Origin of the sequence: Streptomyces sp. CA-250714, assembly GCF_050936705.1 — a bacterium.
Taxonomy (GTDB): Bacteria; Actinomycetota; Actinomycetes; order Streptomycetales; family Streptomycetaceae; genus Streptomyces.
The window spans coordinates 750,498-772,800 of the sequence record NZ_JBNJMI010000002.1; the positions used below are offsets into that span (position 1 = coordinate 750,498).

The window sequence follows — 22,303 nt, forward strand, 5'->3', positions numbered from 1 at the left end:
CGCCTGCCGGCCAGGAGAGGGCGATCAGCGGGGACGGGACGGGTGCAGGGTGGCGAGGAGGGCGATGCCTTCGGCGATGGCGGTGGGGGTGGCGGCCGCATAGCCGAGGACGAGACCGGGGCGGTCGGGGCGCTGGGTGTGCCAGGACAGTGGCTGGGTCTTGACACCGTGCGCGAGGGCGCGGGAGGCCAGCGCGGTGTCGCTGACGCCGGGCGGCAGGGTGACCATCAGATGCAACCCCGCGGCGGCGCCGTGCACCCGCGCGTACGGCAGGTGGGTGCGGATCGCCGCGATCATGGCGTCGCGGCGGGCCCGGTGGCGGCGCCGGATCAGCCGCAGCTGGCGTTCGAAGGCGCCGGACTCCATCAGTCTGGCGAGCACCAGCTGCGGCAGTGCCGCATTGCCGAGATCGGCGAAGCGTTTGGCGTCGGTGAGCGCCTCGCGGTAGCGGGCGGGTGCGAGCAGCCAGCCGACGCGGAGGGCGGGCGCGAGGAGTTTGGAGACGCTGCCTGCGTAGCAGACGTGGTCCGGCGCCATCGCGCCGAGCGCCGCCACCGGGGCGTGGTCGTAGCGGTGTTCGGCGTCGTAGTCGTCCTCGACGATCAGTCCGCCCTCCCCCGCCCAGCGCACCAGTTCGCGGCGGCGCTCGCCGCCGAGGACGACGCCGGTGGGGAACTGGTGTGCCGGGGTGAGCAGCACGGCGCGTGCTCCGGTGGCGCGGAGCGCGTCGACCCGTACGCCTTCGGAGTCCACGGGTACGGGGGGCGTCGCCAGCCCCCAGCTGTGCAGATGTTGGCGGGCGCCGAGGGAGCACGGGTCCTCGACGGCGAGCCTGTCGATGCCCTCGGCCCGCAGTACCTGCGCGACCAGGCCGAGGGCCTGTGCGGTACCGGCGACGATGATGATCTCCGCGGGTTCCGCCGAGATGCCCCGGTTGACGCGCAGCCAGCCGGCGACCGCGCGGCGCAGTGCGAGGGTGCCGCGGGGGTCGCCGTATCCGAGGTCGGAGGCGGCCAGTTCGGCCAGTACGGCCCGTTCGGCACGCAGCCAGGCGGTACGGGGGAACGCGGCGAGGTCCGGCAGCCCTGGCGACAGGTCGATCCGGGCGGGCGCCGCGCGGAAGACGTCGAAGACGTCGGCTCCGGGTGGTACGTCGAACACGGTGGTGGCCGGGTGCGCCTCGGTGGCGGCGTCGGCGGAACTCGCCGCGCCGCGCGCCCCGTTCAGCGGGTTGGCCGCCACCACGGTGCCGGCGCGGCCCCTGCCCACCACATGGCCGTCCTCGACCAGGCGTCGGTACGACTCGGTCACCACGCCGCGAGACACCTTGAGGTCGGCGGCCAGCACACGGGTGGCGGGCAGCCGGCTGCCGGTGGGCAGCCGGCCGTCGGCGATGGCGCGTCTGATCTCGCCGACGAGCCAGTCCGACAGCCCGCCGCGGGGCACCTCGGCCGCGCTGAGCTGGAGGAAGTCGGAGGCTGCGGGGGTGGCCGGCACGGCCGGTTCGCTCCTTGCGGCCTCCCCTTCGGTCTCTTCTTCGGTCTCTTTGGTCCTGTCGACCGAAGATCCTTTGGCTCTGTTCACAGGCCCATTGTGCCGAGAGGGTCAAGGCATGGAGTTTCTACTGACCGCGCTGGTCGTGGTGGTGACCCCGGGCACGGGCGTGCTCTGCACGATCGCCGCCGGGCTGACGCACGGCAGACGGGCCGGCCTCGTGGCCGCCCTCGGCTGCACGCTCGGCACCCTTCCGCAGGCTCTCGCCGCCATCACCGGGCTCGCCGCGCTGCTGCACACCAGCACGGTGGCGTTCCAGATCCTCAAGTACCTGGGCGTTGCCTATCTGCTGTGGATGGCGTGGAGCACGCTGCGGGACAAGAGCTCGCTGACGGCACAGGACGGCCACGAGGAGGCGGGAAGCGCTCCGCGCACGACCTCGAAGGTCATCGTCTCAGCCGTTCTCCTCAACGTTCTCAACCCGAAACTGACGCTGTTCTTCGTCGCCTTTCTGCCACAGTTCGTACGGGAGGACGAGCCGCACGCCGTATGGCGGATGGCGCAGCTGAGCGCCTGCTTCGTACTGCTGACCCTGGTGGTGTTCGCCGGCTACGGACTCGCGGCCGCGACCATGCGTGCTCAGGTCATCTCCCGGCCGCGGGTGGTGCGGTGGATGCGGCGCGCCTTCGCCGGTACGTTCGCCGCACTCGGCGCCCGCCTCGCCTTCTTCTGACCGCACCCCGACTTCCGGAGACAACAGCACCATGCACTTCGCGCACTCACCGCAACTGTGGCGGGACTTCCCCCAGTTGGTACCGGGCGTCCTGCACGCCAAGGGCATCGCGGCCGACGCCCGCGCCGACGACACCGTGGCGCAGCTGTGCGCACGGGCGGCGGCCCGCAACGCGGACGGCGGCGGCCAGGAGAGCGGGCTGCCGCAGATCCAGGCGTGGCGGCGGGCGTTCACGGCCATGGGGCTCAAGCCGACCCAGTACCGATGTGCCGCCGAGTCGCTGCTGCGGCGCTTCCGCAAGGAGGGGGCGCTGCCGGCCATCCACCCGCTCATCGACCTGTGCAACGCCGCCTCGCTCGCCTACGCGATCCCGGTCGGCGTCTTCGACCTGGCGCGGATCGAGGGGGATCTCCAGGTGCGGTACGCCACGGGCGACGAACGCTACGAGACGTTCGCGGGCGGCGAGGAGCACCCCGAACCCGGCGAGGTGATCTTCGCCGACGACGCGGCCCGTGCCCACGCACGCCGCTGGTCCAACCGGCAGAGTGGCTGGTCCGCCGTACGCGAGGGCACGGACGAAGTGCTGATCGTCGCCGAGGCATTGCACGAGACCGCACCGGGTGAGATGGCGGAGCTGCTGGACATACTCGCGGACGCGCTGCGCACCCACTGGGCGGTCAGCCCGCGCTCAACCGTCCTCACCGGGCAGGCTCCCCGCTTCGAGCTGTAGTGCCGGCCCGTCAGCCGACGACGTCGACGAGGCTGACTCGTCCGGTGTGGTCGCTGATGAGGAGGACGGTGAGGGCGCCGGGGAGGGTGGCGCAGCGGATGCGGACGGGTCCGTCGATGTCGAGGCCGTAGGGCTGGGTGGCCTTGTCGGGGTCGTCTTCGAGCTGCGGGATGAGGTTGAAGAAGGCGAACTGCGCTTCCGTGGATAAGGCGGCGATGAGTTCCAGGGCGTGCGGGTCGCGCTCGAAATGCCAGGTCACGCCGCGTTGTGCCCTTGCTGCTGCCTCATCTGCTGCTCCCACTGTTCCCAGGCGGCTTGTGATTGGGGTGTCTCACGGTACTCGGCCGGGAGCTGTCCGTCGCCGTGTTCGGTGTATCCGCGAAGCCGTTCCGCGCGGGCCAGGGCTTCCTGCAGCCGTTCGACGTACTGCTGCCAGCGGGCGATGGTCTCGGGGAGCTGGTCGACGGGGGTGAGGTTCACATCGCGCCAGAACTGTTGCCGCTGGTCGGGGTGTGGGAGGGCGTGGGCGAGGCTGTCGATGGTCCACGGCTGGTCGCTCACGGCCGGCCTCCCGCCTTGGTCAGTTCATGGTGCGTGATTCCCCGATGAGACACGAGATTAGCGCGGGGGTGGGGGTTGGCGCACAGGCGTGGGCACATACGTCGAGCACCTGAGGAGCGTCCGGCAGGCGTAGGGACAGGGAGGGGGCCTTCGGCAGAGGGGCCCCTCCCTGCGTCGACGGACTTGCGCAGGGGTCTGCTCGCCCCCTCCAGGGTCTTCGCTCAGCGGATCGGCATGCCCGACAGGGTGCGCGCGATCACCAGCCGCTGGATCTCACTCGTACCTTCGAAGATGGAGTAGATGGCCGCGTCGCGGTGCATCCGCTCGACCGGGTACTCGCGGGTGTAGCCGTTGCCGCCGAGGATCTGGATGGCCTGGGCCGTCACCTTCTTGGCTGTCTCGCTGGCGAACAGCTTGGACATGGAACCCTCGGCCGACTCGAACTTGCGGCCCGTCACGCCCATCCACGAGGCCCGCCACACCAGCAGCCGGGCCGCGTCGACGCTGGTGCGCATGTCGGCGAGTTGGAAGGCGACACCCTGGTTGTCGATGATGGGACGGCCGAACTGCTCCCGGGTCTTGGCGTAGTCGAGGGCGACCTCGTACGCGGCACGCGCGGTGCCGACCGCCATGGCACCGACGGCGGGGCGGGACGCCTCGAAGGTCGCCATGGCCGCGTTCTTGATCCTCTCCCCGCTCCCCTTCTTCGCCCGCTCCCGGGCGCGGGCCAGCCGCTCGTCCAGCTTCTCCTTGCCGCCGAGCAGGCAGTGCCCTGGCACCCGGACGTTGTCGAGCACGACTTCGGCGGTGTGCGAGGCGCGAATGCCGTGCTTCTTGAACTTCTGGCCCTGCGACAGACCGGGGGTGCCGGGGGGAACGATGAAGGAGGCGTGGCCCTTGGAGCCGAGCTCGGGGTCGACACTGGCGACGATGACGTGGACGTTGGCGATTCCGCCGTTGGTGGCCCAGGTCTTGGTGCCGTTGAGTACCCACTCGTCCTTGGCCTCGTCGTAGACGGCGCGGGTGCGCATGGAGGCCACGTCGGAGCCGGCGTCCGGCTCGGACGAGCAGAAGGCGGCGACCTTCACATCGGCGGCGTCCCCGTACATCTGCGGCACCCAGGTGCCGATCTGCTCCTCGGTGCCGTTGGCGAGCACCCCGACGGCGGCCAGACCGGTGCCGACGATGGACAGCGCGATGCCCGCGTCACCCCAGAACAGTTCCTCCATCGTCATGGGGATGCCGAGTCCGGTGGGGTCGAAGTACTGCTGGGCGTAGAAGTCGAGCGAGTACAGGCCGATCTTGGCGGCCTCCTGGATGATCGGCCAGGGGGTCTCCTCGCGCTCGTCCCATTCGGCGGCCGCGGGGCGCATCACATCGGCGGCGAACCCGTGGAGCCAGTCCCGGACTTCCTTCTGATCGTCGTTGAGATCCAGTGCGAACTCGGTCTCGGCCATCGTCGGGGTCCTCCGCCTGTCTCAGTAACTCGTTACCATCGGTAATCCGCAGTCTGTTACCCGTCAGTAGCACCTGTCAACTCCCGTTCGCCGAGGCATTCGTGCACGTGAGGGTGTTACGTTGCGGCCCGGCAGTCGCAGACAGGGGCGGGGAGAAGCACCATGGGGAGCACACGGCCGGCGGACCAGGGCGACCGGTCCGACAGCACCGAGCAGCGCCGCAAACAGCTGCTGGAGGCCGCCGAGCGGGTCGTACTCCGCGAGGGCCCCGGCGCTTCCATGAACGCGATCGCCGCGGAGGCGGGCATCACCAAGCCCATCCTCTACCGGCACTTCGGCGACAAGGGCGGCCTCTACCGCGCACTCGCCATCCGGCACACCGACGCGCTGCTGGCCTCCCTGCGGGCCGCGCTCGACGCGCCCCGCGAGCGGCGCGAGCGCGTGGAGGCCACCCTGGACACCTATCTGGCCGCCATCGAGGCTCATCCGCAGGTCTACCGCTTCCTGATGCATCCGGCCGAGGACGCCTCCACCAGCGAGCGCGGGTTCGACGTGGGCCAGCACTCGGCGCCGCTGCTGCGGCGGCTGGGCGAGGAGTTGGCCAAGGTGATCGCCGAACGGCTCGATCTGGGCCCGGAGAGCGAGGAGCTGGCCCGGGTGTGGGGGCACGGGATCGTCGGCATGATGCATGCCGCCGGGGACTGGTGGTTGCGGGAAAAGCCTTGTGAGAGGGCTGCGTTGGTACGGCACCTCGCCGATCTGTTGTGGGGCCGGCTTGCTGCGGCGGGGGACCGCGTGGGCGGGCCGCGCTTCTAGGGCTCCCTCCCGTTTTGCTGGTCACGGGGTGCCCCTGCCTGCCGTCCGCAGACTGCGGATTGCGTCGTGGCTTGTCGCGCAGTTCCCCGCGCCCCTGACGGGGCGCGTCCCTCCATGCCTAGTTCGAGGCAGCCGCTTTGCGGAGCACGCGGCGGCGCGTCCACCCCGTGAGCCGGTCCGTGTAGACGCGGCCCTCAAGGTGATCGCATTCATGCTGGAGGCAGCGCGCGAAGTAGCCGGTGCCCTCGATCCGCACCTCGGCGCCGGTCATGTCCTCGCCCTCGACGACGGCCAGGTCGGCGCGGGGGGTGGGGGCCTCCAGGCCGGGCAGTGAGAGACAGCCCTCGGGGCCACGCACGGTCACCCCGTCCACACGCACCAGCCGGGGGTTGACCACATGGCCCCGGTGCCGGCGATCGTCGTCGTCGGGACAGTCGTAGACGAACACCCGCAGCGGCACCCCGATCTGGCAGGCGGCCAGCCCGACTCCGTGGGCCGCGTACATCGACGCGTACAGGTCCTCCACCAGCGCGGGCAGCGCACCGCGGTCGCCGGCCGCGACCGGACGGCTGGGAGTGTGCAGCACCGGATCGCCGTATGTCCGCAGCGGGTGTACCGCACCCGTGCTGCCAGGAATGGGGCCGCGTCGCATGGCCGCCAGCCTACGCCCGGCGCCGCATTGTCGATCTTCGCAGGGGTGGCGCGGTCAGGGGCCCGGCGGGATCTCGGTAGGCTTCTCTTCTACGCGAGGGGCAAGGAGGTTCAGACACGATGGCAGGCAACACGGAGCCGCTGTCGCCGCGGTCCCGGCTGGCCGTGACGGCGGGCAAGGCGGCCGCGGCGGTGTCGCGGGCTGCGGGCCGCGGCAGCGGGTCGGTGATCGGCGGGAAGGTGGCGCTCAAGCTCGACCCCGACCTGCTTCAGCGGCTGGCCCAGCACCTGGACGTGGTCCTGGTGTCCGCGACCAACGGCAAGACGACGACCACCCGGCTGATCGCCGAGGCGCTGCGCGCCAACGGCGAGGTGGTCTCCAACGCGCTGGGCGCCAACATGCCTGCCGGTATCACCTCGGCGCTGGCCGGCGGCTCGAACGCGCGCTACGGCGTCATCGAGGTGGACGAGAAGTACCTGTCCGGCGTGGCCAGGGACGTGACGCCGAAGGCCATAGCGCTGCTGAACCTCTCGCGTGACCAGCTCGACCGTGCGGCGGAGACCCGGATGCTCGCCGAGCGGTGGCGTGAGGGCCTCTCGGGACAGAAAGCCGTCATCGTGGCCAACGCCGACGACCCGCTGGTGGTCTGGGCGGCCTCCTCCTCCCCCAACGTGGTGTGGGTCGCGGCGGGCCAGGAGTGGAAGGACGACGCCTGGTCCTGCCCGGCGTGCGGCGGTGTGATGCAGCGCCCCGGCGACGACTGGTTCTGCGCCGAGTGCGGTTTCCGCCGTCCCAAGCCGACCTGGGCCCTCTCCGGCGACCATGTACTGGACCCGCACGGCTCCGCCTGGCCCATCCACCTCCAGCTCCCCGGCCGCGCCAACAAGGCCAACGCCGCCACCTCGGCGGCCGTGGCCGCCGCCTTCGGGGTGCCCCCGCAGGTCGCGCTGGAGCGGATGTACGCGGTCAAGGCCGTCGCCGGACGCTACGACGTGGTGCAGTACCAGGGCCGCGACATGCGGCTGCTGCTGGCGAAGAACCCCGCCGGGTGGCTGGAGACGTTCTCGCTGATCGACCCGCCGCCCACCCCCGTCATCCTCTCGGTGAACGCACGCGGCGCGGACGGCACCGACACCTCCTGGCTGTGGGACGTGGACTACGGGCGGCTGGCCGGGCACCCGATCTGTGTCATCGGCGACCGCAAGCTGGATCTCGCGGTGCGGCTGGAGGTCGCGGGCGTGGACTTCCAGGTGTGCGAGAACCCCGCGGACGCGGTGCGCCGGTGCCCGCCGGGGCGGATCGAGACCATCGCGAACTACACCGCCTTCCAGGACCTGCGCCGCGCCGTCGGCAACTGATCATCCGTATCTTGGGATCCCGGGCCGTCGTACGCCCGACCCATCGATCCGCTCAAGGAGACTGGCGGCATGAGTGACACGAGTCTGCGTCTGGTCTGGGTCTACCCCGACCTGCTGAGCACGTACGGCGACCAGGGCAACGCGCTCGTGGTGGAGCGGCGGGCGCGGCAGCGCGGGCTGGACGTGCAGCGGCTGGACGTCCGCTCGGACCAGCCGATCCCGACGTCCGGCGACATCTATCTGATCGGCGGCGGCGAGGACCGGCCGCAGCGGCTGGCCGCCGAGCGGCTGCTGCGCGACGGCGGTCTGAACCGGGCCGTGGACAACGGCGCCATCGTCTTCGCGGTGTGCGCCGGCTACCAGATCATGGGCCATGAGTTCGTGAACGACCTGGGCGAGCGCTCCGCCGGGCTCGGGCTGCTGGATGTGATCAGCACCCGCGGCGAGGCGGAGCGGTGCGTGGGCGACGTCCTCGGCGACGCCGACGAGCAGCTGCGCCTCCCGCAGCTCACCGGCTTCGAGAACCACCAGGGCGTCACCCATCTCGGCCCCGGGGTACGGCCGCTGGGCCGGGTGCGGCTCGGCAACGGCAACGGCACGGGCGACGGCACCGAGGGCGCGTGGCGGGACACGGTCTTCGGGACGTATCTGCACGGTCCGGTGCTGGCCCGCAACCCGCAGATCGCGGACCTGCTGATCAAGCTGTCGCTCGATGTGAACGCGCTGCCACCGACCGACGACACCTGGTACGAGGCGCTGCGCCAGGAGCGCATCGCGGCGGCGACCCAGCCCGCCTGACCTCCCGCTTCCCCGAGCTGCCCCGGTGGCTCGATCCAGTCGGACCGTGCGACGCGACCGCCCGCCTCTGCCGCCCCCGTGAGGGCGGCGGAGGCGGGCGGTTCTAGTCTGGTGCGGGCTTATCGGTCGGTTGTGGGAGAGTTCGGATGGATCACGGCGGGCACGGCATGACGATGGACCTACCGCCGTTCACGGTCGCGCGGGGGCTGGAGTTCACGGGCGAGCCGTTCTTCCTCGTGGGGTGCCTGCTGACGCTCGCGCTCTACGGCTGGGGCGTGGTGCGGCTGCGACGCAGGGGCGACACCTGGCCGGTGGGGCGCACCGTGGGTTTCGCGCTGGGTGTGGCGACGGTGGCACTGGTGATGTGCACGGCGCTCAACGAGTACGGCATGGTGCTCTTCAGCGTGCACATGGTGCAGCACATGGTGATCAGCATGCTGTCGCCGATCCTGCTGCTGCTGGGCGCTCCGGTCACACTGGCGCTGCGGGCGCTGCCGTCGGCCGCCCGGAGCCAGGGGATGCGCAGGGGGCCGCGGGAGTTGCTGGTGGCGCTGCTGCACAGCCGCTATGTGCGGCTGATCAGCCATCCGGCGTTCACCATCCCGCTGTTCATCGCGAGCCTGTACGCGCTGTACTTCACTCCGCTGTTCGACTTCCTGATGGGTTCGAAGACCGGGCACATCGCGATGATGGTGCACTTCCTCGCCGTCGGCCTTGTCTTCTTCTGGCCGATCATGGGCGTGGACCCGGGGCCGCACCGGCCCGGCTATGTGATGCGGATGCTGGAGCTGTTCGCGGGGATGCCGTTCCACGCCTTCTTCGGCATCGCGCTGATGATGGCCTCCGAGCCGATGGTGGAGACCTACGCCGACCCGCCCTCCTCGCTGGGCGTCAGCGCGCTGTCCGACCAGACGGCGGCCGGCGGTATCGCCTGGGCGTTCAGCGAGATCCCCTCGGTGCTGGTGCTGATCGCGCTGGTTTTCCAGTGGTACGTCACCGAGCAGCGGCAGGCCCGCCGCCGGGACCGCAAGGCGGACCGGGACGGCGACAAGGAGCTGGCCGCGTACAACGCCTATCTCGCCTCCCTCCAGCCCAAGGAGTGATGCCCCAGCCCTCTCGCGCTCCGGGGCGCGAGAGGGCGGAGTACACGGGCGTATCGGGGTGCGCAGTGGCGCACGGGGCCGCGCACGGGTGACCATAGGGACCTGGCCGCGGCCCTTGTGCGTGCGCGACCCGTGCGTCCCGGGGCCGCCGGGAGGAGGACGGTGTTGTGATGTCTGGGATGACGCGCATGCCGGTGTCCGCGAAGGCGATGACCGTGTGCACGGTTGTGGGCCTTGTGGTGGTGACGGCGTACACCGCGGCGCTGGGGAGCAGCGGGTGGCTGTGGTTCTGCTGGGTCGTACTGGGACTGGTCACCCTGGGCGTGTTCGCCACCCGTGAGTGAGCGAACGCGGGGGGCGGCGGCGCCGGGAATCTGAGGCGCGCCGCAGCGCAACGGGGGGAGACACGACAATCAACCGGGCCCCGCAGTCCGTCCCCGGCAGGGGCGGAGTGCGGGGCCCGGCAGTTGAAGCCGTGGCGGTGAGGTGGCGGTCAGCTGCCGCTCCTGCTCAAGGCGCGGAACTCGGCCAGGAACGCCTTGTCGAACGCTTCGAGATCGCCCGGCTTACGGCTGGTGATCAGCTTGTTGGTGCCGCCGTCGCAGACCTTGACCTGCTCGTCGACCCAGTTGCCGCCCGCGTTGCGGATGTCGGTGCGCAGGCTGGGATAGGAGGTCAGGGTGCGGCCGCGCACCACATCGGCCTCGACCAGGGTCCAGGGCGCGTGGCAGATCGCGGCGACGGGCAGCCCCGCGTCGAAGAAGCCCCGCACGAAGGCGACGGCGTTCTTGTCCGTACGCAGGAAGTCCGGGTTGGCGACGCCGCCTGGCAGCACGAGCCCGTCGAAGTCAGCGGGATCGGCCTGCGAGACGAGTTGGTCGACGGGGAAGGTGTCGGCCCTGTCCAGGTGGTTGAACGCCTGGACGGTGTCCCCGCGGGTGGAGACCAGGACCGGCGTGCCACCCGCCTCCTTGACGGCGTCCCACGGGTCGGTGAGCTCGATCTGTTCGGCGCCCTCGGGCGCGACGAGAAAGGCAACACGCACGTGCCTCACGTCCTTTCCGTCATCTCGCGTGCGCCCAGCGGGTCCCCATCGAGCGGGCACCTATGCGTCAGGGCGCGGGGCGCATCCTCGAATCAACGACGGTCTCAAAAAAAGTAGTGCACTTCAGTTTTGCAGTCGGGTTAGGATTCGCCGTATGGGCGAAGGGCTGCGGGAACGCAAGAAGCGGCAGACACGGCAGCGCATCCGCGAGGTGGCCATGCGGCTGTTCGTGGAGCGGGGCTTCGACAAGGTCACCATCGCGGAGGTCGCGGCGGAGGCCGAGGTCTCCGTGAACACCCTCTACAACTACTTCGAGGCCAAGGAGGACCTCGTCCTGCCGCCGGACGAGGCCTCGCCCCAGCGGCTCGCCGAGATCGTCCGGCAGCGCGCACCCGGCGAGTCGCCCGCCCGCGCCGTGCTGGCCCGGCTGCGCGCCGAGGTGCGGGGCCGGGAGCGACAGCTGGGACTGACCGAGGGGTTCGGGGCGGTCTTCGAGATGATGCGGGCCGCCCCCACCCTCACGGCACGCCTGGGCGACCTCGGCCGGGAGATGACCGACGCGCTCGCCGCGCAGCTCGCCGAGGAGACCGGCAGCGCACCGGACGACCCGCTGCTGTGCGCCGCGGCGAGCCAGATCGGCTGGTTCCACTCGCTGGTCTTCGCCGAGATCGGCCGGCGCCTGGTGGCCGGGCGCACCCCGGACGAGATCGCCGACGATGTGCTCGCGCTCCTGGACTCCGTCGAGGAGCTGCTGGGCGAACGTGCCTTCAGCTACGCCGTACGAGAGGACGCGCCGTGTTCCGAGTGACCATCCGGGGAACCTTCACCGAGCTGGACGAGACCAGCCGCGCCGAGCTCCAGGAGAGGGCCGAGGGTTACGGCGCCTCCTTCACCGAGGCGGGCACCTTCACCTGTGACAGCAGCCTGTCCGCCTTCACCTTCCGCTGCCAGGTGCCACCGCCGCCCGAAGGCGAAGAACCCGACGAGGAGGCGTGGGCCGTCCTCCAGGCAACCAGGGCTCTGGAGGCCCATGGCCACCCTCACCGGGTGCTGCGGCTCGCGGTCACGGACCTGCGCGACATCAAGATCCGCCGCAAGGGGTCCGGGAAGCGGCAGCGCTGACCCGGCGTCAGGTCCGTTCGGCGGGCGGCTTCTCATCGCCGGGCTGCTTCCCGGTCGGCAGCACCGGGTGTCTGCCGAGGATGAATACCCCGACGACCACGGCCAGCAGCCCGATGATCCCGCCTGCCAGGGCGCCGGGCGTCAGCTGGATGGAGTCGCCGAGGAAGCCGATTCCGCAGGCGATACCGGCCAGCGGCTCGGCCGCCGTCAGCGAAGGCAGCGACATGCGCAGCGGGCCGCCCTCGAAGGCGCTCTGCACGAGCACCAGCCCGACCACGGCGAGCGCGACGATGGTGTAGCTCTGCCAGCTCGTCAGCACCCCGACCAGACCGGAGGAGCTGTAGATCCCGCCGACGACCCGGGTCAGGGCGTCCTGGAGGCCGTACAGCGCACCGGCCGCAGTGGCCAACAGCGGCGGTTCCTTGAAGAGTTCGAGATGACGGGCGATCAGCACCAGGACCAGAGCGATCCCGACGAGGATGCCGAAGACCAGCCAGTGGCGCAGGGCACCGGCCTCGCGGTCGGTGCCCTCCGGCCGGCCCGCCAGGATGAAGGCGGTCACTCCCCCGCTGAGCAGCACCACTCCGGACCAGCCCGACCAGCCGAGTCGCTGACTGCTCAGCCGCCGCGCGAACAGCATCGCGAAGACAAGGTTCGTCGCCAGCAGCGGCTCGACCGTCGACAGGTCCCCCCTCATCAGGGCGAACGCGCTGGTGAGCTGACCGACCACCATGCTGCCGATACCGAGCAGCCAGCGCGGTACCCGCACCAGGTCGAGCAACAGCCGGAAGGACAGCACATCGGCGACCGGGGCCCGGGCGGCGGCGTCCTGTTGCAGCACGAAGCCCAGACCGAGGAAGCAGGCGGCGACCAGCCCGGAGATGTAGACAGTCAGGGGACGCCCCTTTCCACCGACCGGACGGCACGAGTACCGGTCGACCGCGTTCGCACGCTCGTCCACTCCGTCCACCTGGGAACAGCGCCGCCGAGATTAGGCCGCCGCGCGGGCGGAGACCACGACACCCGCCCCGGAGGCGTGCGGCACGCCCCCTAAGCATGAAAGCCCCAGGGCCGAATGGCGCTTCGCCTCCGGGCGGCGCCCGCTCCGCATGAGCCTGTGACTAGGGCGGCTGTAGCCCTGGCGACGACGCTGGCCCTCCACGTCCGGGAGGAAGCGAATGGACCGTCGCGACATCCACGTGCCGGCCGCCGGCACCGTGCTCCCCCGTCCCCCGGTGGTCCGGGAGCCCGGCGCCACCGAAATGAGCGTCGTCGCCGGGAGCGGCGGTGCCGATTCCGCTCCCTCGCACGAGGGGAACGCCGCGTCGGCGGCGGACACCCTGCTGCGGATGTACCGGCAGGAGCAACTGGTCGCCCGCTACCCGGAGGTCAGGCAGCTGGTGAGCGGGCTGACGGGTTCCGAACTGATCAGGGCTGGGCATCTGCTGAGCCGGGTGGACCCGGAGCGGGTTCTCGCCGCGTATCCGGACATCCCGGCGCTCACCGTGGCCCTGACCGGTCACGGCACGCTGGCGGCGCTGGTTCCGGCACTGACCGCCGAACTCGCCCGGCACGGGCTGCTGATGCGGCGGCACCTCGCCGACTTCGACAGCTACGTCTTCGACCTGGGCGACGCGGGCAGCGAGCTGTACGCGGCGCAGCCCGACATGGCCCTCTGCGTGCTGGACCCGGCCGTCGTCTTCGACGAGGTGCCGCCGCCGTGGCTGCCGGAGCACGTCGAGGACGCGGCCGAGCGGAAACTGGCCCTGCTGGAAGGGCTGGCGGACCGGTTCGGGGACAGCTGCGCGGGCACGCTGGTGTTCAACACCCTGCCGCTGCCCCGCCGCTTCGCCGCACAGCTCCTCGACCACCGGTCCCGGGCCCGGCTCGGCGCCGTGTGGCGGGAGTTCAACGCCCGGCTGCTCACCCTGGCCGAGGACCGCCCCTGGCTGGTCGTACTGGACCTGGATCCATTGACGGCCTCCGGGGTCGCCGTGGAGGACGTACGGCTGAGCGTCTACACCAAGGCCCACCTGTCCGCTCCCCTGCTGGCCGAGTACGCGCGCGAGGTCGGCCACCTGGCGCGGCATCTGACCGGAAGGACCAAGAAGGCACTCGTCATCGATCTGGACGGCACGGTGTGGGGCGGCGTCCTGGGGGACGACGGGCCGGACGGGATCGAGGTGGCCGGGAGCTACCGCGGGGAGGCGTTCGCGGCGTTCCAGCGCGTCGTCAAACAGCTCGCCGCGCAGGGCGTGCTACTGGCGGCGGCGAGCAAGAACGATGTCGAGCCGGTGCGCACGGTGCTGCGCGGACACCCCGGCATGACCCTGCGCGAGGAGGACTTCGTACGGATCGCCGCCGACTGGGGGCCCAAGCATGAGGCCATCGCGGAGGTCGCCGAGGCCCTCGGTCTGGGCACGGACGCCTTCGTCTTCGTGGACGACAGCTGCTACGAACGGGAACTGGTGCGGCGTGCGCTGCCCGACGTCACGGTGGTCGCCGTGGACGACGAGCCGGCGCTGCACGTTGACGCGCTGCTGCACGACGGCTGGTTCGACTGCCGCCGGCTGACGCGCGAGGACCATGAGCGCGTCAGCCGCTACCGGCAGGAGGCGCGGCGCAAGGACTTCCTGGAGGGCTTCGCCTCCGTCGAGGACTATCTGCGGGAGCTGGACGTCCGCGTGGAGCTGGCCGCGCCCAGCGCTGCGGAGGTGCCCCGGATTGCGCAGCTGACCCTGCGGACGAACCAGTTCAATATGACCACCGTGCGCATGCAGCCCGCCGAGGTCGAGGAGCTGCTGGCCGCCCCCGGCAGCGAAGTGCTCGCGGTGCACAGCAGTGACAGGTTCGGGGACAGCGGACTGGTCGGCGCGCTCTTTCTGCGCCGCGAGCGGGAAGAGCTGCACATCGACAACTTCGTCCTCAGCTGCCGGGTCTTCGCCCGCGGCATCGAGCAGAGCTGCCTGTCGTCCGTCCTGCGGTACGCGAAGGACAGCGGAGCCGCGTCGGTGACGGGCAGCTACCGCAGAACGGCGAAGAACGGCAAGGTCGCCGGCCTGTACGCCGCCCACGGATTCACCCAGGTCGCGGACGACGGCACCACGACCACCTTCCGCCACGATCTCCGGCACATTCCGGCTCCGCCGCCGCACGTGCGGCTGACGGAGAGCTTCGGAGAGCGGGCCGGTGATCACGTTCGTACAGGCTGGTCGAGGACGCATGACGGGAGCTGAGGAGATGAGAGCGCAGCCCTTTCCCCGGGAGCGCCGGCACACCGCGTACTTCCTGCGGGAGATCCGCGCCTACGCGCCGGTGTTCCTGGGAGCGGAGATCGATATGACCGCGGTACGGCGCCATCAGCAGGACGCGCGGGCCCGTGGTGACCGGTTCTCGACCGTCACCTACGTGCTGTACGCCGCGGCACGTGTGCTGGCCGCGCACCCGGCGGCGAACGCGGCGCTCCGCGACCGGCTCCGGCCCCGCGTCGCCCACTACGACACGGTGGCGGCGAAGCTCACCCTGGACAAGACGATGGGCGGGCGCCGTGTCGTCCTCTCGGCGGTGCTGCCGGACGTGCATCTGAGGAGCCTGCGGGACATCGCCGAGGAGACAGCCCGCTTCCGCGACGGCGACCCGGACACGATGCCGGAGTTCGCCGGGGTGCGGGCACTGCACCGGCTGCCCGGGCCGCTCGGGCAGCTCGCCTACCGGCTGGGTACGCGGCCGCTGCGCCGCCGGATCACCACCAACGGCACGTTCTCCGTCACCTCCCTGGGGCACCGTCCCGTCACCTCGTTCCACTCGGTCGGTGGCACCACGGTCACCCTCGGCCTGGGCGCCGTCACCGACCGGCCCGTCGTACGCGACGGAGCAGTCGCCGTCGCCCCCGTGCTGCCGCTGTCCCTCACCTTCGACCACCGGATGATCGACGGGGCCGAGGCGGCGGACGTACTCGGCGACATCAAGCAGGCGCTGGAGAGCTTCGACGACGACAGCGGCGGCCCCGCGGACCACGGGGTGGCCGCCCAGCACACGGTGCGCCCGTGACGGGGAGCGGCTGGTCGGCAGGGTTCCGCCGCGTCGGCGGCGATCGCCCGGCCCGCCGCTCGGCTGCCCGCTCAGCGGCTTCGTCGGGGGCGGGGACCCGTCTCGCTCAGGGCTCTCCCGCCTGTGCGGGCCGGTCACCGGCGCCCCCTGAATCCCCGAAGACGGCCCCCGGCCCGGACGTGTCCCGGCGGGCCACGACGGAGACTGCTCCCGGGCGGGCCGGGAAAGCTACGATCGTCGCCTGAATTCGCACTGGTGACGGAGCGTCAGCGAGGTCGGCGGGGAATCGACCGGTCGGGTGGCGCGGGAGGCGACGTGTTCTATTACGTACTGAAGTACGTGCTGCTGGGGCCGCTGCTGCGGCTGGTGTTCCGGCCTCGGATCGAGGGGCTGGAGAATGTGCCGGACGAGGGACCCGCGATCGTCGCGGGAAACCATCTGTCGTTCTCCGACCATTTCGTGATGCCCGCGATCCTCAAGCGCCGGATCACCTTCCTCGCCAAGGCCGAGTACTTCACCGGGCCCGGCCTCAAGGGACGGTTGACGGCGGCGTTCTTCCACAGCGTGGGCCAGATCCCCGTCGACCGCTCCGGGAAGGGCGCCGGGCAGGCGGCCATCGACGAGGGGCTCGGCGTGCTCCGCAAGGGCGAGTTGCTCGGCATCTACCCGGAGGGCACCCGCTCCCACGACGGCCGCCTCTACAAGGGCCGGGTCGGGGTTGCCGCGATGGCGCTGGGCGCCGGGGTGAAGGTGATCCCCTGCGCGATGGTGGGCACCTTCGAACTCCAGCCGCCAGGGCGGAAGGTGCCGCGTATGGGCCGGGTGACGATCAGATTCGGCAAGCCGCTGGACTTCTCGCGGTTCGCGGGGATGGAGCACGAGCGGACGGTGCTGCGGGCCGTCACCGACGAGATCATCCACGAGATCATGCGGCTGTCGGGCCAGGAGTACGTGGACATGTACGCCCCCGACGCCAAGGCCGCCCAGGCCCGGGAGCGGGCCCGCGAGAAGCAGGAGAAACAGGAGAAGCAGCAGAAGCAGAAGGCGCGCAAGAGCAGCGGCCCGGTGCGCTGACGGGCCGTCGGCGGCGGCACCGTCCCGGGCGGGACTCCCTGTTCACCGTGGGCGCGTACACCTAGCGTGCAGTCATGACTGGATCACGGGCTCTTGTGCTGGGTGCGACGGGACAGATCGGGCGGGCCGCGGTGTGCGCACTGGCCAAGGACGGGTGGCGGGTGACGGCGGCTTCCCATGGTGGCGGAGCGGATGCCGGGTGGCCCGAGGAGGTCACCCCCGTCGCGGTGGACCGCGAGGCGGCCGGCGCTCTCGAGGGCACCGTCGGCGACGGCTACGACCTGCTGCTGGATGTGACGGCCACGACGCCCGGCCACGCCCGCCAGATCGCGGGCCTGGCCGGCCGGCTCGGCTCCGCCGTCGTCCTGTCCAGCGGCGCGGTGTACGAGGACGACAGTGGCCGCAGCTTCGCCACCATGGGCGAGCCGGAGCGGGCCCCTCGGTATCCGGTGCCGATCCCTGAGACGTACCGCACCGTCCCGCCCGACCGTGAGGAGTACGGCTCGCGCAAGGTGCTGATCGAGAACGAGCTGACGGCGCTGGGCGACCGGCTGCCGGTCACGCTGCTGCGCGCGGGCGCGGTCTACGGCCCGCACTGCCGCACCCCACGGGAGCTGTACTTCGTCAAGCGGTGGTTGGACGACCGCCGGGTCCGGGTGCTGGCCTACCGTGGCGAGAGCCGCTTCCACCCCGTACACGTCGACAACATCGCCGAGCTGGTGCGGCTGGCTGCGCGGCAGCCGGGGTCGAGGGTGCTGAACGCCGCCGATCCCGAGGCCCCCACGGTGGCCCGGATCGCGGAGCTGCACGACGAGGTGCTCGGCCGCGAGTGCAAGACGGTGCTGCTGGACGGCGCCCCGCCCGAAGAGGCGCCGACGGTGGGCCGGACCCCGTGGTCACTGCCGTATCCACTGGTGATGGACATGTCCGCCGCGGAACAGGAGTTGGGCTACCGGCCGGTGACCACGTACGAGCAGGCACTGCCCGGGACGGTGGAGTGGCTGCTCGGCCACCTCCACGGCCAGGACTGGCGGGAGGCGCTGCCGGCGATGGCGGCGGCGTACGACCCGATGGGCGAACTGTTCGACTACGCGGCCGAGGACCGCTGGCTGACGGAGAACGGGCGCTCGGGCGCCGGGTCGGTGACCGGTTGAGGGGCGGCCCGGATGGTCCGGACCGCCCCTCGTGTATCCCTCACCTCACGGAGTGGGCGCGGGCCCTACGTCACGGAGCCCTGCCTCACGGCGTGGGCGCGGGCACTACCGCGGCCTTGGCCTTCGCCGCTGCCTTGGCCGGGGACTTGACCGGCTCCGGGGTGGCGTGCGGGTCGCAGGTCACGTCCTTGGAGTCGACGGTGCCCTTGAGGAGGTAGGCGTCGACACGCTCGTTGATGCAGGCGTTCTTCAGGTTGGTGACGCCGTGCGAGCCCGCGTCCTTCTCGGTGATCAGACGGGAGCCCTCAAGGCGCTTGTGCAGCTCGACACCGCCCGGGTAGGGGGTGGCGGCATCGCGCGTGGCCTGGATCACCAGCACAGGGTGCGAGGTCTTCGCACGGACCTCCAGCGCGTCGTTCTGCTTCAGCGGCCAGACGCCGCACGGATAGTTCATCCACGCGTTGGACCAGGTGAGGAACGGGTACTTCTTGTGCAGCCGGGTGTTGTCCCGGTCCCAGGTCTTCCAGTCACGCGGCCACTTGGCGTCGTTGCACTCGACGGCGGTGTAGACGGCGTTGCCGTTCTCGCTCTGCTTGTTGCCCGCCACATCGGACATGTCCGGGCCCGCGGACTCGACCAGCGGCTTCTCGTCACCCTTGAGGTAGGCGGACCACACCGAGGCGACCTCGGCCCACGCCGAGTCGTAGTACGGCGCGCTCTGGAAGAAGCCCAGCAGCTCGGCGGGGCCGACGACGCCGCCGATGGGGTTCTTCTTCGCGGTGGCGCGCAGCTCGCGCCACTTGGCCTCCACCTTCTCGGGCGTGGAGCCGATGCCGTAGACGTCGTCGTGCTTGGCGACCCACCTCTTCCAGTCGTCCCAGCGGGTCTGGAAGGCCACGTCCTGGTCGAGGTTGGCCTCGTACCAGATCTTCTTCGTGGAGGGGTTGACCACACTGTCGGTGATCATCCGGCGGATGTGGCCGGGGAACAGCTCGGCGTAGACGGCGCCCATGTAGGTGCCGTAGGAGACGCCGAGGAAGTTGAGCTTCTTGTCGCCGAGCGCGGCCCGGATGACGTCGAGGTCACGCGCCGCGTTGGGCGTGGTCATCTGGGCGAGCAGCGCGCCGCTGCGCTCCTTGCAGCCGTCCGCGTACTCCTTGGCGAGCTTGCGCTGGGCGAGCTTGTCGTCCTCGCTGTCGGGAACCGGGTCCGCCTTGGGGGCCTTGACCCACTCCTGGGGATCGGCACAGGAGATGGGTGCCGAGTGGCCGACACCGCGCGGGTCGAAGCCGACGAAGTCGTAGGCGGTGGCGGCCTTCGCCCACAGCGGGTTCTTGTCCGGGATGCGGTTGGGGAAGCGGAGGCCGGAGGCGCCCGGGCCGCCCGGGTTGTAGACGAGCGAGCCCTGCCGCTTCTCCTTGCCGCCCGTGCTGCGTGCCCGGTCGACGGCGAGCCGGATCTTCTTCCCGTTCGGCTTGGCGTAGTCGAGCGGCACGGTCACCCAGCCGCACTCGACGCCGTCCTTCGTACCCCAGTCGGCGGGGCAGTCCTTCCAGTCGATACCGGCGCGCGCCGCACGGGCCGCGGCCTGCTGGACGCCGCGTGCCTCGGCGGCGCCGGTGCGCTCGGCCGGCTGCGCGTGGGTGCCGCTGCCTTCCGCCAGTGCTGATGGAACGGATATGAGCCCCGCCGTGAGGGCTCCGGCGGCGATGGCACCGGCGGCGGCTATGGCCGCCTTCCGTCTGTTCACGTGTTTCCCCCTCCGGGAACTGCCGCGTGTGGTGGCGGTGGTCGGTGACCATGGTGGTTCTCGACCACGGTGGTGGTCTCCAGAGGGGATCCTTCATCGTCGCCGACGGTAAGGGACAGGGCAGCGGATCGTTCTTTACCAAGACGTGAACGTCAGCGCTGAATCGAGCGTGCGCCGCAGCTGAAGCGCGTCCGCCGCGACGGCCGTGACCAGCAACGCGGGCCCCGCCAGCGGCGTGACGACCGCCGACTCCCCCAGCAGCCGCGCCGACTCCGGCTCCTTGTTCCCCAACTCCGGGTCGACCACGAGGAGTTGCCCCACCGCCCGGTACCCGCCCAGCGCCGCGCCGCCGTCCCATCCCGGCGCGCCCGGCCCGAAATCGAGTTGCTGGTCGAGCAGTGGGCGCCCGCCCCGCCGCACGGTGAGCCGGCTGCTGAGCCTGCCGGGCCCCTCCCCTGTCCGGCCCAGCACCTGCTCGTCCCGCACCACGAGGCGTGCACCGGGGGCGAGTTCGGCATGGAGGCGCTGCCGCAGGTCACTGCCGCGTACGGAGATCAACGGCTCGGGCAGCCAATGCAGTTGGCCGCCCTCGCCGACCTCCAGTCGTACGTCGTAGCAGGCGGGCTCCGCCGTACGGCCCGGCAGGGCGAGGGTGGCCGCGCTGCCGTCCACGCGCAGCGCGGCCCCCGGTTCGGCCCTGGCCTCGACGGTGAGCCGGTCCCCGCCCAGCGGCCCGCTCATCGCCCCGACGAGCGTGACCCGGGCCGCCGCCGGGTCGGCCGAGCGGGTACGGCGCAGCGTGACCGGCCCGCCGCCGCTGAGCAGCGGCAGCGCGGTGCCGCCACGCCCGTCCGGTACGGCGGTGATCCGGGCGCGGGCCCGTACGCCCTGCGGCGCGGTCGCCGCCGCTGCTGCCGTTGCCGTGACCGTCATGCCGGGAGGGCCGCCGTCGCCGTCCAGGCGGCGTACTGCTCGCGCACCCAGTCCGCGACCGGTCCCACGCCGGGCTCGCCGCGCAGCGACTGGAAGAGCACCGGCAGTTCGCCGCGCTGCGCCTTGGCATCCCGCGCCATGCCCTCCAGGTCCGAGCCGACGTAGGGGGCGAGGTCGGTCTTGTTGATGACCAGCAGATCGGCCGTGGTCACGCCGGGGCCGCCCTTGCGGGGGATGTCGTCGCCGCCCGCCACGTCGATGACGAAGATCTGCACATCGACCAGCCCCTTGGAGAAGGTCGCGGTCAGGTTGTCGCCCCCGGACTCGACCAGCACCACATCGAGCGGGCCCACTTCGTCCTCGAGGTCCTCGACCGCCTCCAGGTTGGCGGAGATGTCGTCCCGGATCGCCGTGTGCGGGCAGGCGCCGGTCTCCACCGCGGTGATCCGTTCCGGCGGCAGCACAGCCTCCCGCAGCAGGAACGCGGCGTCCTCCCTGGTGTAGATGTCGTTGGTGACGACGGCCAGCGAGAGCCTGTCGCGCAGCGCGCGGCACAGCGCCGCGACGGTGGCGGTCTTGCCCGAGCCGACGGGTCCGCCCAGGCCGACACGGAGCGCCCGGCGGCTGCCGTCGGACCGCGTCGCCGAGGCGCTGTGCCGCTCGGGGTAGATGGTGGGGTGATCCAGATGCACGGGCTTCTCCGGGGGTTGCGGGGGGTGGGTCAGGAGGCGAAGAGGCGTACGGGCCAGGTCGCATGCTGCTCGGCGGTGATGTCCAGGAGCGGGGCCGAGGTGCACGGCAGGTTCTCGACCACTCCCCTGCTCGCGGCCTCGGCCTGCCGCGCCACCTCGTCCGCCTCGGGGGCGAGCCGGGCCAGTACGGCCGTCGCGTCGAACGGGTCGAGGCTGAGGAGGCGGACGGCTGCCGTCGCCGGTCCGCTGACGCTCTCGTACGCGGAGGCGTACGCCGCGTCGAGCGGGGTGAGCCCTGCCGAGCGGGCCGCGAGCCCCAGTACGACGGGCTGGTGCGCACCCCTGGGGCGGGCGGCGGCCAGCGCGTCCAGCTCAGGGCCCGGCCAGGTGGCCCGGGCCGCCCGCATCAGCTGCCGGCCCAGTCTGCGCGCTGTACGGCGCAGCGCAGGCGAGGGAGTGCGGGCGTCGGCCGCCTCGTCCAGGGCGAGCGGGTCGTGCCCTGTCGCGGCGGCGGCTGCGAGGGCCGCCCCGACGAGGCCCGCGGTGTGCAGGCGGCTCCGGCAGAACTCCAGGAGGGTCGCCGCGTCCTGGATCCGGCCGGCCTTGACGGCTGCCTCCGCACCGCCCGAGTGTGCGTGCCCACCCGCGGGGAACCGTCCGTCGGCGAGCACCAGCAATGCGGCAGCGCCACTCATGTTGAAGACCTCCACAGATCGTTCCGGGCGGCGCGGGGAACTGTGCAACAAGCCCCGGCCGGCCCGCAGCCGACGACGTCGGGAAA

Annotated in this window: 24 protein-coding genes; 13 read left to right on the forward strand and 11 right to left on the reverse strand. The window is 71.5% G+C overall.

What is annotated here, in order from left to right:
* Positions 1 to 24: 24 nt before the first annotated feature.
* On the reverse strand, positions 25 to 1,497 hold the full coding sequence (locus ACQEU8_RS22265) for a PLP-dependent aminotransferase family protein (protein ID WP_433103774.1): 1,473 nt from the start codon (positions 1,495 to 1,497) through the stop codon (positions 25 to 27).
* A gap of 115 nt (positions 1,498 to 1,612) precedes the next feature.
* Here ACQEU8_RS22265 and ACQEU8_RS22270 point away from each other — a divergent pair, with 115 nt between their 5' ends.
* Both ACQEU8_RS22270 and ACQEU8_RS22275 read left to right on the forward strand, forming a co-directional pair.
* Positions 1,613 to 2,227 (forward strand): LysE family translocator, encoded by a 615-nt coding sequence (locus ACQEU8_RS22270; protein ID WP_433103776.1) that lies wholly within the window; start codon positions 1,613 to 1,615, stop codon positions 2,225 to 2,227.
* Positions 2,228 to 2,258: 31 nt separating this feature from the next.
* Complete coding sequence (locus ACQEU8_RS22275; protein WP_433103778.1) at positions 2,259 to 2,957, forward strand: B3/B4 domain-containing protein; 699 nt, start codon at positions 2,259 to 2,261, stop codon at positions 2,955 to 2,957.
* Positions 2,958 to 2,967: 10 nt separating this feature from the next.
* Here the strand turns inward: ACQEU8_RS22275 and ACQEU8_RS22280 are convergent, their stop codons facing one another.
* From ACQEU8_RS22280 to ACQEU8_RS22290, 3 genes are all read right to left on the reverse strand, one after another.
* Entirely contained in the window at positions 2,968 to 3,216 is a 249-nt protein-coding gene (locus ACQEU8_RS22280; protein ID WP_433103780.1) for a hypothetical protein, read from the reverse strand.
* A complete protein-coding gene (locus ACQEU8_RS22285) occupies positions 3,213 to 3,518 on the reverse strand; it encodes a hypothetical protein (protein WP_433103782.1) in 306 nt (101 codons plus the stop codon). Before ACQEU8_RS22285 ends, ACQEU8_RS22280 begins: the two co-directional genes overlap by 4 nt.
* A 221-nt stretch (positions 3,519 to 3,739) precedes the next feature.
* Positions 3,740 to 4,975 carry an acyl-CoA dehydrogenase family protein gene (locus tag ACQEU8_RS22290; protein ID WP_433103784.1) on the reverse strand — a complete coding sequence of 412 codons (1,236 nt, stop codon included), beginning with the start codon at positions 4,973 to 4,975 and terminating at the stop codon, positions 3,740 to 3,742.
* Between the two features lie 162 nt (positions 4,976 to 5,137).
* On the opposite strand from ACQEU8_RS22290, the gene ACQEU8_RS22295 reads away from it, so the two are divergent.
* Positions 5,138 to 5,791, forward strand: coding sequence for a TetR family transcriptional regulator (locus ACQEU8_RS22295; protein WP_433103786.1), 654 nt, complete (start codon positions 5,138 to 5,140; stop codon positions 5,789 to 5,791).
* 118 nt (positions 5,792 to 5,909) lie between these two features.
* Here the strand turns inward: ACQEU8_RS22295 and def are convergent, their stop codons facing one another.
* Positions 5,910 to 6,443 (reverse strand): peptide deformylase, encoded by a 534-nt coding sequence (def, locus tag ACQEU8_RS22300; protein WP_433103788.1) that lies wholly within the window; start codon positions 6,441 to 6,443, stop codon positions 5,910 to 5,912.
* 119 nt (positions 6,444 to 6,562) lie between these two features.
* Here def and ACQEU8_RS22305 point away from each other — a divergent pair, with 119 nt between their 5' ends.
* The 4 genes from ACQEU8_RS22305 to ACQEU8_RS22320 all read left to right on the forward strand — a co-directional run bounded on the left by ACQEU8_RS22305 (position 6,563) and on the right by ACQEU8_RS22320 (position 10,046).
* Positions 6,563 to 7,801: a MurT ligase domain-containing protein gene (locus tag ACQEU8_RS22305; protein WP_433103790.1), complete on the forward strand. Its 1,239-nt coding sequence runs from the start codon at positions 6,563 to 6,565 to the stop codon at positions 7,799 to 7,801.
* 69 nt (positions 7,802 to 7,870) lie between these two features.
* Positions 7,871 to 8,599: a type 1 glutamine amidotransferase gene (locus ACQEU8_RS22310; protein WP_433103792.1), complete on the forward strand. Its 729-nt coding sequence runs from the start codon at positions 7,871 to 7,873 to the stop codon at positions 8,597 to 8,599.
* Positions 8,600 to 8,745: 146 nt separating this feature from the next.
* Positions 8,746 to 9,702, forward strand: a complete 957-nt coding sequence (locus tag ACQEU8_RS22315; RefSeq protein WP_433103794.1) for a cytochrome c oxidase assembly protein — start codon at positions 8,746 to 8,748, stop codon at positions 9,700 to 9,702.
* 170 nt (positions 9,703 to 9,872) lie between these two features.
* Positions 9,873 to 10,046: a hypothetical protein gene (locus ACQEU8_RS22320; RefSeq protein WP_433108975.1), complete on the forward strand. Its 174-nt coding sequence runs from the start codon at positions 9,873 to 9,875 to the stop codon at positions 10,044 to 10,046.
* 149 nt (positions 10,047 to 10,195) lie between these two features.
* Here ACQEU8_RS22320 and ACQEU8_RS22325 read toward each other — a convergent pair whose 3' ends face one another.
* Entirely contained in the window at positions 10,196 to 10,747 is a 552-nt protein-coding gene (locus tag ACQEU8_RS22325) for a type 1 glutamine amidotransferase domain-containing protein (RefSeq protein WP_433103796.1), read from the reverse strand.
* A 154-nt stretch (positions 10,748 to 10,901) separates the two neighbouring features.
* On the opposite strand from ACQEU8_RS22325, the gene ACQEU8_RS22330 reads away from it, so the two are divergent.
* On the forward strand, positions 10,902 to 11,555 hold the full coding sequence (locus ACQEU8_RS22330) for a TetR/AcrR family transcriptional regulator (protein WP_433103798.1): 654 nt from the start codon (positions 10,902 to 10,904) through the stop codon (positions 11,553 to 11,555).
* Positions 11,543 to 11,869 carry a DUF6204 family protein gene (locus ACQEU8_RS22335; protein ID WP_433103800.1) on the forward strand — a complete coding sequence of 109 codons (327 nt, stop codon included), beginning with the start codon at positions 11,543 to 11,545 and terminating at the stop codon, positions 11,867 to 11,869. The genes ACQEU8_RS22330 and ACQEU8_RS22335 overlap by 13 nt, the downstream gene beginning before the upstream one ends.
* Before the next feature lie 7 nt (positions 11,870 to 11,876).
* Here ACQEU8_RS22335 and ACQEU8_RS22340 read toward each other — a convergent pair whose 3' ends face one another.
* Positions 11,877 to 12,764, reverse strand: a complete 888-nt coding sequence (locus tag ACQEU8_RS22340; RefSeq protein WP_433108641.1) for a DMT family transporter — start codon at positions 12,762 to 12,764, stop codon at positions 11,877 to 11,879.
* 283 nt (positions 12,765 to 13,047) lie between these two features.
* Here ACQEU8_RS22340 and ACQEU8_RS22345 point away from each other — a divergent pair, with 283 nt between their 5' ends.
* From ACQEU8_RS22345 to ACQEU8_RS22360, 4 genes are all read left to right on the forward strand, one after another.
* Entirely contained in the window at positions 13,048 to 15,105 is a 2,058-nt protein-coding gene (locus tag ACQEU8_RS22345; protein ID WP_433103802.1) for an HAD-IIIC family phosphatase, read from the forward strand.
* Positions 15,106 to 15,109: 4 nt separating this feature from the next.
* A complete protein-coding gene (locus tag ACQEU8_RS22350) occupies positions 15,110 to 15,919 on the forward strand; it encodes a 2-oxo acid dehydrogenase subunit E2 (RefSeq protein ID WP_433103804.1) in 810 nt (269 codons plus the stop codon).
* 315 nt (positions 15,920 to 16,234) lie between these two features.
* Positions 16,235 to 16,993 carry a lysophospholipid acyltransferase family protein gene (locus ACQEU8_RS22355; protein WP_433103806.1) on the forward strand — a complete coding sequence of 253 codons (759 nt, stop codon included), beginning with the start codon at positions 16,235 to 16,237 and terminating at the stop codon, positions 16,991 to 16,993.
* Between the two features lie 74 nt (positions 16,994 to 17,067).
* The gene (locus ACQEU8_RS22360; protein WP_433103808.1) at positions 17,068 to 18,147 is read left to right on the forward strand and encodes an NAD-dependent epimerase/dehydratase family protein; all 1,080 of its coding nucleotides are present in this window, start codon (positions 17,068 to 17,070) and stop codon (positions 18,145 to 18,147) included.
* A gap of 85 nt (positions 18,148 to 18,232) precedes the next feature.
* Here the strand turns inward: ACQEU8_RS22360 and ACQEU8_RS22365 are convergent, their stop codons facing one another.
* The 4 genes from ACQEU8_RS22365 to ACQEU8_RS22380 all read right to left on the reverse strand — a co-directional run bounded on the left by ACQEU8_RS22365 (position 18,233) and on the right by ACQEU8_RS22380 (position 22,217).
* The gene (locus ACQEU8_RS22365; RefSeq protein ID WP_433103810.1) at positions 18,233 to 19,897 is read right to left on the reverse strand and encodes an alpha/beta hydrolase; all 1,665 of its coding nucleotides are present in this window, start codon (positions 19,895 to 19,897) and stop codon (positions 18,233 to 18,235) included.
* 135 nt (positions 19,898 to 20,032) lie between these two features.
* Positions 20,033 to 20,830, reverse strand: a complete 798-nt coding sequence (locus tag ACQEU8_RS22370) for an urease accessory protein UreD (RefSeq protein ID WP_433103812.1) — start codon at positions 20,828 to 20,830, stop codon at positions 20,033 to 20,035.
* The gene (gene ureG, locus ACQEU8_RS22375; RefSeq protein ID WP_433103814.1) at positions 20,827 to 21,522 is read right to left on the reverse strand and encodes an urease accessory protein UreG; all 696 of its coding nucleotides are present in this window, start codon (positions 21,520 to 21,522) and stop codon (positions 20,827 to 20,829) included. Before ureG ends, ACQEU8_RS22370 begins: the two co-directional genes overlap by 4 nt.
* Before the next feature lie 29 nt (positions 21,523 to 21,551).
* Positions 21,552 to 22,217 (reverse strand): urease accessory protein UreF, encoded by a 666-nt coding sequence (locus ACQEU8_RS22380; protein WP_433103817.1) that lies wholly within the window; start codon positions 22,215 to 22,217, stop codon positions 21,552 to 21,554.
* Positions 22,218 to 22,303 lie beyond the last annotated feature (86 nt).

Coding starts and splice junctions, on each gene's coding strand:
- ACQEU8_RS22270 (WP_433103776.1), top strand. CDS start 1,613: ATGGAGTTTCTACTGACCGCGCTGGTCGTGGTGGTGACCCCGGGCACG.
- ACQEU8_RS22275 (WP_433103778.1), top strand. CDS start 2,259: ATGCACTTCGCGCACTCACCGCAACTGTGGCGGGACTTCCCCCAGTTG.
- ACQEU8_RS22290 (WP_433103784.1), bottom strand. CDS start 4,975: ATGGCCGAGACCGAGTTCGCACTGGATCTCAACGACGATCAGAAGGAA.
- ACQEU8_RS22295 (WP_433103786.1), top strand. CDS start 5,138: ATGGGGAGCACACGGCCGGCGGACCAGGGCGACCGGTCCGACAGCACC.
- def (WP_433103788.1), bottom strand. CDS start 6,443: ATGCGACGCGGCCCCATTCCTGGCAGCACGGGTGCGGTACACCCGCTG.
- ACQEU8_RS22305 (WP_433103790.1), top strand. CDS start 6,563: ATGGCAGGCAACACGGAGCCGCTGTCGCCGCGGTCCCGGCTGGCCGTG.
- ACQEU8_RS22310 (WP_433103792.1), top strand. CDS start 7,871: ATGAGTGACACGAGTCTGCGTCTGGTCTGGGTCTACCCCGACCTGCTG.
- ACQEU8_RS22315 (WP_433103794.1), top strand. CDS start 8,746: ATGGATCACGGCGGGCACGGCATGACGATGGACCTACCGCCGTTCACG.
- ACQEU8_RS22320 (WP_433108975.1), top strand. CDS start 9,873: ATGTCTGGGATGACGCGCATGCCGGTGTCCGCGAAGGCGATGACCGTG.
- ACQEU8_RS22330 (WP_433103798.1), top strand. CDS start 10,902: ATGGGCGAAGGGCTGCGGGAACGCAAGAAGCGGCAGACACGGCAGCGC.
- ACQEU8_RS22345 (WP_433103802.1), top strand. CDS start 13,048: ATGGACCGTCGCGACATCCACGTGCCGGCCGCCGGCACCGTGCTCCCC.
- ACQEU8_RS22350 (WP_433103804.1), top strand. CDS start 15,110: ATGAGAGCGCAGCCCTTTCCCCGGGAGCGCCGGCACACCGCGTACTTC.
- ACQEU8_RS22360 (WP_433103808.1), top strand. CDS start 17,068: ATGACTGGATCACGGGCTCTTGTGCTGGGTGCGACGGGACAGATCGGG.
- ACQEU8_RS22370 (WP_433103812.1), bottom strand. CDS start 20,830: ATGACGGTCACGGCAACGGCAGCAGCGGCGGCGACCGCGCCGCAGGGC.
- ACQEU8_RS22380 (WP_433103817.1), bottom strand. CDS start 22,217: ATGAGTGGCGCTGCCGCATTGCTGGTGCTCGCCGACGGACGGTTCCCC.